The organism is Mycobacterium sp. (assembly GCF_032162605.1).
Classification (GTDB): Bacteria; Actinomycetota; Actinomycetes; order Mycobacteriales; family Mycobacteriaceae; genus Mycobacterium.
In genome coordinates, this window is record NZ_JAVROT010000098.1 from 1 (window position 1) to 8,076 (window position 8,076).

Below are 8,076 nucleotides of genomic sequence, written 5' to 3' on the forward strand. Positions count from 1 at the left end.
TTCGTCCTGGCCGCAGCCAGCAGACGCTGGGCACCGCGAGCAGGGTCGCGCGTCAGCGTCGCCGCGCGTTCCAGGAAAGCGGCCGCGGCGGCCAAACCACCGCGGGCCCGCGCTCTACAGGCCGAGCGCTCCAGCTCCAGGGCGACGTCCTCGTCGGGCCCCGGTGCGGCCTGCGCCCGGTGCCAGGCACGGCGGTCGGGATCGAGCTCCGGATCGGTGACCTCCGCCAAGGCGCGATGCACGTCCTGCCTGTCCTGGACAGGCGCCGAGCGATAGGCCACCGAACGCACCAGCGGGTGACGAAACAGCACCCGAGCGCCGAACTCCAGCAGGCCGGCGTCCGCCGCCGGCGTCGCCGCCTGGGCCCCGATCCCGAGCCGCTCGGCGGCGCGCCACACCAGCAGCGGTTCGCCGACCGGCTCCGCCGCCGCCACCAGCACCAGCAGCCGGGTCTCGGTGGGAAGATTCTCGAGCCGCCGCCGGAAGCCCTCCTCGGCACTGGCCGAGAGCCGAACTGTGCCGGCGAAGAACCCGCCTGCCAGCTCCGCCGGCGTCAACCCGCGCGGCAGCTCCAACATCGCCAACGGGTTGCCCCGCGTCTCAGCGAGGATGCGGTCGCGGACCCGCACATCCAGCGGCCCGGGGAGCACCGAGTCCAACAGTGACCGCGCATCCTCCTCGCCCAGACCCTCCAGCACCAGTTCCGGCAACCCCGCCACGGCGTCGCTCGGCCTGCGCGCAGCCAACACCACACCGACCGATTCCGCCTGCAGCCGGCGCGCCACGAAGGCCAGGACCTGTGTCGAGGCCCTATCCAGCCACTGCTCGTCATCCACCAGACAAATCAGCGGCCGCTGCTCGGCAACATCGGAGAGTAGGCCCAAGACCGCAAGGGCCACCAGGAAGCGATCCGGCGCGCTACCGGCACTGATGCCCAACGCGGTGCGCAACGCATCGCGTTGGGGACCCGGGAGCCGGTCAACGTGATCGAGCATTGGCGCGCACAACTGATGCACCCCCGCGAACGCGAGCTCCATCTCCGACTGGACACCAGCGGCACGCGCCACCAGGCACCCCGACGCGTGACCGGCCGCGTAATCCAACAACGCCGTCTTACCGATGCCCGGTTCGCCACGCACCACCAGTGCCCGGCTCTCACCTGCGCGGACAGCCTCGATCAGCCGGTCGAGCATCTCGCATTCGCTTCGCCGGCCCGTTAACTGGGCGCCTCCGAGGACGGGGAAATCTACGGTCATCTGGCCAGCACCGACGTTAGAGCCCACCTAGCTCGCAACGCCCACGGCGACCGGACGCTTCCCAAGCGACGGAGTCCACACCGTTCCCCCACTGACCACTCGGGCTGTCCACAGGCGGATACGAAGGCGGGCTGAGCGGACAAGACTGGCGTCTGGTCACCGAATGTGGGCCAGCCGTTCGGATGTGTTTTCACTGCCTGGATGAGCAGTCGAGAAGGGAATTGTCTCCGTGACTGATGACCTCGTTGCCACCGCTATCGAGGCGGCGGGCGGTCAAAAGCTTTGGAATACGCTGCGCGGCTTGACTGTCGACGTCTCGGTCAGCGGGCCGATATGGGCGATGAAGGGGTGGCCGGCCTGCGCGACATTTGACCAGACCGTCACCCTGGACACCGCCGACGAGCGGATCGGTTTTTCACCGTTCACGCGGCCAGACTGGCGGATGACGTTCGATGCCGGCACCGACACGGTGGCGCTACAGACACTCGACGGAGACGCCGTCGGCAGCCTCGCTTCGGCGCGGGCCGCATTCAAAGGCCACCTGCGATCGACGCCTTGGGACGCCCTACATCTTGGGTACTTCCTGGGCTACGCCAACTGGAATTACTTCACCACCCCCTTCCTGTTCACCTATCCCGGGGTAGTCGCCCATGAAATCGAACCCTGGCAGGAGGCCGGCCAGACTTGGCGACGGCTACACGTGCGCTTTCCGTCCTCGATCGCGACGCATAATCCCGAGCAGGTGTTCTACTTCGACTCAACGGGCCTGCAACGCCGAATGGACTACATCACCGAAGTTCTCGGCAGCACGCTGGTCGGCCACTACAGCGGCCATTACCGATCCTTCGGGGGCCTCCGCGTTGCCACTCGCCGACGGATCTTCCGACGCAACCCAGACAACACCGTCAATCTCAACCAGCCGTCCATCACCCTCGACATCGGCAACGTCGAGCTCAACTACGCCAACGAAGAGGTCCGTCCATGACCACAGCCAGCAGCGCCGTCGACCACCGGTCGCGACGGCTCATCGTGCACCTGCCCCGCCCCTACGACCAGGCCAGAGAACTCTACGAAACTCTGGTACCGGAGGCAGACCTGGGTCGATTCGGTCAGATGGCCAACTGGCAAGCAACTCTGGAACTTGCCGAAATCAATGCGCCACAAGGGTTCATGCGCTATTACCGCAGTGATGTGACCGGGGCCATGGCGGGCTCAGCATCGTTCTGGAAGGCGACCGAGTACCTGATGGGCAACCACACCATCGCCGAAGGCATGTTCCACCACGACCCCGCCGTCATGCTGCACGCCCCACTGCGCACCCTCATCTACGCCGACCCGGACGGCGACACCAAACTCGCAGTCGACCAACCCAGCCTGCTTTTCGCCAGCTACGACAATCCCGACATCACCACGGTGGGCTACCGACTCGATTATCTCTTGGCGCTGTTGATCATCACCATGGACGGCGACCTCCCCTCCGAACTGCGCCACACGGCGTCGTGATCGCGCCCGCGACCAAGTCATTCCATCGATCGAACAAAAGGAACACGACATGAACGTAGCGACACCGCGGGCGTCGAGCTCATCACCGAAGCGACTGGGCGTCAACGTTTTTACCGCTCCCGCCAAGGCCGTCGTCGGGGACCGGGCGAGGCCATTCGGTGAACCGCTGGGTTGGGATCCGATCACCTCGACACTGATTTATGGTGAGTACGACGCGGTGCTGGTGGACACCCTGACCACCGTCGCGGAGGCCGAGGCGCTCGCGGATTGGGTGGCGCTACACCATCGCAACCTGACCACCATCTATGTCACCCATGGACACTTCGATCACTTCTACGGTCTGAGTGTGCTGCTGAGCCGGTTCCCTGGCGCTCGGGCGATCGCGACTCCGAAGTCGGTGGAGGTGATGCACCAGCAGCTGGAATCGGGGCTGTTGGATCAGTTCGCCCGGCGATGGTGGCCGGGTCAGCTGGCCGCGCAGATGGTGGCGGCTGAACCCTACGCGGATGACACCTTCACGTTGGAGGGTCACGAACTGCGCATCATCGAGCAAGGCCGCACCGACACCGTGGACACCACCTCGCTGCACGTTCCCTCCATCGACCTGGTGGTCGGCGGCGACGTGCTCTACAACCAATGCCACATGTTCGTCGGCGACACCACACCCGAGAGCCGGCGCAATTGGATCGCGGCATTGGACCGGCTGGCGGCGTTACGCCCGAAAATCGCCATCGCCGGCCACAAGAAGACCGGTGCAGCCGACTCGCCGTCGGCGATCGAGGACAGCAAGCGCTACCTCGAGGACTTCGGCCGACTGCAGCAGAGCACGACAACCGACGAAGAACTGTTCAACGAAATGACCAAGCGCTACCCCGACTGGGATTCCAACCAGTCGTGGTTGATGTTCGGTGTCCCCTCATTCCCGAACTCCACGGAGGACTAAATGCTGCGCAACGCCATTCTGGGAACCTGGGAGCTGGTCTCCTACATCGCCCAGGACAACCACGGTGGCCCGATCACCTACCCGCTAGGCGCTGATGCGCTGGGCCTGATCATGTACACCGCCGACGGCTACATGTCCGCACAATTGATGCGCCGCGACCGACCAGCCTTCGACCGCAGCGAATCAGATGGAGGCACCCCCGAACAAGCTGCGGCCGCGGCCGCCGGATACCTGGCCTACAGCGGCCCATTCCAAGTGGACGAATCCACCGGCGTCGTGCATCACGAGGTCAGGGTGTCGCTACTACCCAACTGGCTCAACGGAACCCAGCTACGGCACGCCAAGCTCGACGGAGACCACCTCACGCTATCCGCCAGCACAGAGCCGACCCCCGGTCTAGAAACCATCAGCACACTGCTGTGGAAACGGGCACCCGAACACGCAACCGATTGATCGCAGTCGCCAACGAATGCACGACGACACTAAGGAGAACCCCCATGTCCTAGAGGTCCGCAACGCCGACCTCATCGAATCCCTCACCCAACAAGCTGCCGAACAAGGCATTACCTACGCCGCCATCGTGGCCCTCATCGGCGCCATCGACGGCAAGCCCCACATCCACCGCCGTGATGGCCGTCCAAGGCGACCGGACCATCGGCGGGCACCTTAATACGGCCCACCTCGGCACCTCGTTCACCCGCCCAACGTCCATGTGATTTTCCGGGACATAACGATCACAATTCATAAACGGTCGTCAGGTCGGCGGCGATGTGCGCTGGTCGAATTGCAGGCGGTGGAGTTGTGCGTAGACACCGTTGCGTCCGAGTAGCTGTTCGTCGAAACCGTTCTCGATGACGACGCCGTCTTCGATCACCACGATCTTGTCGGCATCGCGCAACGTGCTGAGGCGGTGGGCGATCGTGATGACCGTGCCGCCTTTCATCAACCGCAAGAGGGCCTCGATGACGAGTTCTTCGGATGCGGCGTCCAACGCGGCGGTGGGTTCGTCGAGGATGAGGATGGGATTGTCGCGGATCAGGGCGCGGGCAATCCCGATACGCTGGCGCTTTCCGCCGGACAGTGTGACACCCCGGTCGCCGATCATGCTGTCGTAGCCGTCGGGCATGCGCCCGATGAATTCGGCGGCGTTGGCCAGTTCGGCTGCTCGAATGATCTGCTCTGCGCTGGCATCGGGTCGACCGAAGGCGATGTTCTCGCCGACCGTCCCCCGCAAGAGCACCGTCTCTTGCAGCCCGAAAGCGCAGCTTGTGTCGGCCGCAGGATGCAATCGGCGGTGAGAACCTAAAAGCGCCCGCGCTCGCTCTCTGTCGAACGCGGCGACACTTTGGTGTCGCCGCGTTCGACGGCGTCGAGGATCTGCTTGGCCAACCTGTCGTGGATCGTTTCTTGGGCGCGTCGATGTCCTCGACCATGTCGGTGTCGGTGTCGGTGCGAAGCGGCGGACTTGCTCGCACGCATCGGGGGAGAACCGGCGTGCGAAGCCCTGATCTATGCGTTGGGCGATGCTGACGAAGCTGCGCTGCGTGCCTGCGGCACCTGACCTTCTCGCCGCACTCTTCCGCGAAATCGACACGATTACCCGGGACACGATTATCGAAGCCGTCACCCTGCTGGATATCGACGCCGTCGTTGAGGCGCTCCAATCACCCTTTGATGCAACGGACAAGGTCGCCATAGAGGCGGTCTTCGGCCTTGCGTTCTTGGGCCTGAGAGACCGTCCGATACCCGTTGGCAGGCGGCGCGCCTTGCTGCCCGCTCTTGGTGCGATCACGGCGTTGGCCGGCGAATAAGCCTTCCCTGGGGTGCTGCCACTGCGGGTTGGGTGTCGTCAAGTCATTTGGCCCCGGTTGGATGCATGAATTTGGCCATCATCGACGCGGAACCCGCCGATATCGCCCTGGACACCGCCACAACCGAATCAGAGCTAGAGAAGGACAGGCGTCTCGGAAAGCTCTTCGTGCGTCGATTCAGATCCGAACCAACCCGGTATTGTCCTGACAACGCGAGAATGATTGCAGTCGAACGTGATTCAAGGCGGACGGCCAGTCAACTCCGCGTCAAGTGACTAAACGAAAGCCGGGACTCTAGGTGGGCATGCAATGCGTGGCGTGCAGTTGATCGGCGCCTCTGAAGCAGTGGACATGAAAGTGAGAATTCGCGGTGTGGACATGGCGTGAGAACGCCGCTGTCGCCGCAGCTCACGGGAACGTGATTGGACATAAAGCGTGAGAAGCCACACCAGTAGTCGATAAAAGTAGTAGTAGTAGATAAACTTCAAATTAAATAATAACAACCCGCGGACTTGTAGTTTCTCATCTCCGTGGCGGATTTCTCAACATCATGGCGGATGAATGGCGGATCCGCCACAAAGACGAGACACCGGTCGACGCCCACCAGCTCGCCGCCTTCGCGGCGGTAACGGCGTTCGACAGCTTCGGCGCGGCGGCCGAGCGGCTCCATGTCACGCCATTGCCTATCAGCCAGCGCATCACGGCCCTCGAACCGCGCGTGGGCAAGGTCCTCGTGGTATGGGGAAAGCCCTGTACCGCAACACTTGCCGGCAGCTTTGACGCGCCGACAGCGACGCGCACTTGAGCGGCGGCGTGACTCGGCGAGGATCAGTGTGTGCACAAGGCGGCACCGATCGTTGGGAATAGAGCCGACACCGATCCACGAGTATCTCGGCCAATCGGTTCGGCTCGCTGATCATCAGGTCGTGGCAGGTGTCGATCGGAATAACCGTCTGCACACCGCCGATCGCAGCGATGCTCGTGCGCTGCGATTTGACCGACAGCGTGCGATCGCGGGTGGTGAGGATCCACGTCCGCGGCACACTGTCGGGCATTCCAGTGCGGTCAACATTCTCCAGGGCGATGCTGGGCGACTCCGGATAGATCCGGCCCATGGTGAATTCGCGTTGCGCGCGCGTCATCCCGTTGCAGAACGCGAACGTCGCCCACGCCGTGGACAACGTTCCCCGTTCGCCTTTCCGTTCATTCTTGCTGTGAGTCGGCCCGCCAACCTCGGCGCATCAATCTTGCCGCGGAATTGATTCCACTCCGACGTTCTCGGGTGCGAATCGGCAAGCCTCGTCGAGCGGGGGCACGTGAACAGCTGCACCACAGTGACATCGCCAGGCAGTGTGCCGCCCGCAGGAGCATGCGATAGCCCGGATTAGCGTCCGGTCCGGTCGCAGCAGGTGCCGGTTGGGACAACGCTTCGGTGAACCTGTGGAGGGCACCAACCGGTCAACGGCGGACATTCCCACATCTTGCCGACACCAGCCCTGCACAGGTGCAGAGTTAGCGCGCCGGCCACATTAGGAAATGCTGTCGATCTTCCGAGAAGTTTCACCAGTGGCCTGGAAGACGACGCGGCGGCCTACTTCGACGGCATGATCGGCGAACCGCTCGTAGAACCTGCCCAGCAGTGTCACGTCGACCGCTGAGGCCACACTGTGCTTCCACTCTCGATCCATCAACACGGTGAAGAGGCGACGGTGCAACTCATCCATCGCATCGTCTTCATGCCGGAGTTCGGCGGCTCTGCGCGGATCACCAGACAGCACCACTTCTTGAGCGCTATTCCCCAACTCCACGGCGAGTTGGCCCATCTCGGCGAAGTACCCGTTGACTTCCTCCGGCACGGCGTGCATCGGGTGCCGCCGGCGGGTGATCTTGGCGACGTGAAGCGCCAGGGCGCTCATCCTCTCGACGTCGGCGACGTTTTTAAGCGAACTGATCACCGCCCGCAAATCCCCAGCCACGGGAGCTTGAAGCGCAAGTAACACGAACGCGCTCTCCTCGGCACGGGCACCCATCGCGGTGATGCGATCGTGCTCCGCGATCACCTGCTCGGCCGACATCAAGTCTGCCTGGAGCAGCGCATGCGTTGCACGTTCCATACCGACACCCGCCAGCCCACACATCTCACCCAACTGGGCTGTAAGCGCATCCAGGCGCTCATGGAAAGCGGTTCGCATCTACACATGGTAGAAGCCCATCAACCCCGACCCGCGAAACGCAGGCGTCTAGGATCCGTGAATGTGACCGCTAACACGGTGCTCAAGACTGAGACCGTAACGCTTTCGGCGGCCTGCCTTTTCCCGTACCGGTCCTAAGCTCTGCGTCGCAGGGTGGCACCTCTCGCCGAGCACAGGCCCATACATGACTTCGCCGCAATGGCACCGCCAGAGGGTGTGCCGTCCGCACGAGCAAGCGATAGCCCGGATCAGTGTCCGGTCCGGGCGCAGCAGTGAGCTCAAGGCCATTGGCCCTGCACATCACCCGGGAGGCCCACCGCCAGCGATAGGGCCTACACGAGATGCATGTCACCGATCCCGACGGGCGTCAT

At 63.6% G+C, this 8,076-nt stretch carries 9 protein-coding genes and 1 pseudogene; 7 read left to right on the top strand and 3 right to left on the bottom strand.

What is annotated here, in order from left to right; genetic code table 11:
• Positions 1 to 1,256 (bottom strand): AAA family ATPase (locus QOI01_RS05935; protein ID WP_526379258.1); only part of this gene is annotated, 1,256 nt, incomplete at its 3' end.
• Between the two features lie 229 nt (positions 1,257 to 1,485).
• Between QOI01_RS05935 and QOI01_RS05940 the strand changes: the two genes are divergently transcribed.
• From QOI01_RS05940 to QOI01_RS05960, 5 genes are read left to right on the top strand one after another with little or no spacing between them, the layout of a single operon-like run.
• Positions 1,486 to 2,241 (top strand): hypothetical protein, encoded by a 756-nt coding sequence (locus QOI01_RS05940; protein ID WP_526379259.1) that lies wholly within the window; start codon positions 1,486 to 1,488, stop codon positions 2,239 to 2,241.
• Positions 2,238 to 2,759: a DUF302 domain-containing protein gene (locus QOI01_RS05945; protein WP_526379260.1), complete on the top strand. Its 522-nt coding sequence runs from the start codon at positions 2,238 to 2,240 to the stop codon at positions 2,757 to 2,759. The genes QOI01_RS05940 and QOI01_RS05945 overlap by 4 nt, the downstream gene beginning before the upstream one ends.
• 49 nt (positions 2,760 to 2,808) lie before the next feature.
• Positions 2,809 to 3,702 carry an MBL fold metallo-hydrolase gene (locus QOI01_RS05950; protein ID WP_526379261.1) on the top strand — a complete coding sequence of 298 codons (894 nt, stop codon included), beginning with the start codon at positions 2,809 to 2,811 and terminating at the stop codon, positions 3,700 to 3,702.
• Entirely contained in the window at positions 3,703 to 4,155 is a 453-nt protein-coding gene (locus QOI01_RS05955) for a lipocalin-like domain-containing protein (protein ID WP_526379262.1), read from the top strand. It begins immediately after the preceding gene.
• 16 nt (positions 4,156 to 4,171) lie between these two features.
• Positions 4,172 to 4,372, top strand: coding sequence for a hypothetical protein (locus QOI01_RS05960; protein WP_526379263.1), 201 nt, complete (start codon positions 4,172 to 4,174; stop codon positions 4,370 to 4,372).
• Positions 4,373 to 4,456: 84 nt separating this feature from the next.
• On the opposite strand, the gene QOI01_RS05965 is transcribed toward QOI01_RS05960, so the two are convergent.
• Positions 4,457 to 4,942, bottom strand: coding sequence for an ATP-binding cassette domain-containing protein (locus QOI01_RS05965; RefSeq protein ID WP_526379264.1), 486 nt, complete (start codon positions 4,940 to 4,942; stop codon positions 4,457 to 4,459).
• 283 nt (positions 4,943 to 5,225) lie between these two features.
• Here QOI01_RS05965 and QOI01_RS05970 point away from each other — a divergent pair, with 283 nt between their 5' ends.
• Both QOI01_RS05970 and QOI01_RS05975 read left to right on the top strand, forming a co-directional pair.
• The gene (locus QOI01_RS05970) at positions 5,226 to 5,513 is read left to right on the top strand and encodes a hypothetical protein (protein WP_526379265.1); all 288 of its coding nucleotides are present in this window, start codon (positions 5,226 to 5,228) and stop codon (positions 5,511 to 5,513) included.
• A 550-nt stretch (positions 5,514 to 6,063) separates the two neighbouring features.
• Positions 6,064 to 6,285, top strand: a pseudogene (locus QOI01_RS05975) (LysR family transcriptional regulator); the annotation flags it as partial.
• Positions 6,286 to 7,042: 757 nt separating this feature from the next.
• On the opposite strand, the gene phoU reads toward QOI01_RS05975, so the two are convergent.
• Entirely contained in the window at positions 7,043 to 7,705 is a 663-nt protein-coding gene (phoU, locus tag QOI01_RS05980; protein ID WP_526379266.1) for a phosphate signaling complex protein PhoU, read from the bottom strand.
• Between the last annotated feature and the right edge of the window lie 371 nt (positions 7,706 to 8,076).

Excerpts from the sequence above, each read along its gene's own strand:
- QOI01_RS05945 (WP_526379260.1), top strand. The coding sequence starts at position 2,238 with ATGACCACAGCCAGCAGCGCCGTCGACCACCGGTCGCGACGGCTCATC.
- QOI01_RS05950 (WP_526379261.1), top strand. The coding sequence starts at position 2,809 with ATGAACGTAGCGACACCGCGGGCGTCGAGCTCATCACCGAAGCGACTG.
- QOI01_RS05955 (WP_526379262.1), top strand. The coding sequence starts at position 3,703 with ATGCTGCGCAACGCCATTCTGGGAACCTGGGAGCTGGTCTCCTACATC.
- QOI01_RS05960 (WP_526379263.1), top strand. The coding sequence starts at position 4,172 with ATGCACGACGACACTAAGGAGAACCCCCATGTCCTAGAGGTCCGCAAC.
- QOI01_RS05970 (WP_526379265.1), top strand. The coding sequence starts at position 5,226 with ATGCTGACGAAGCTGCGCTGCGTGCCTGCGGCACCTGACCTTCTCGCC.
- phoU (WP_526379266.1), bottom strand. The coding sequence starts at position 7,705 with ATGCGAACCGCTTTCCATGAGCGCCTGGATGCGCTTACAGCCCAGTTG.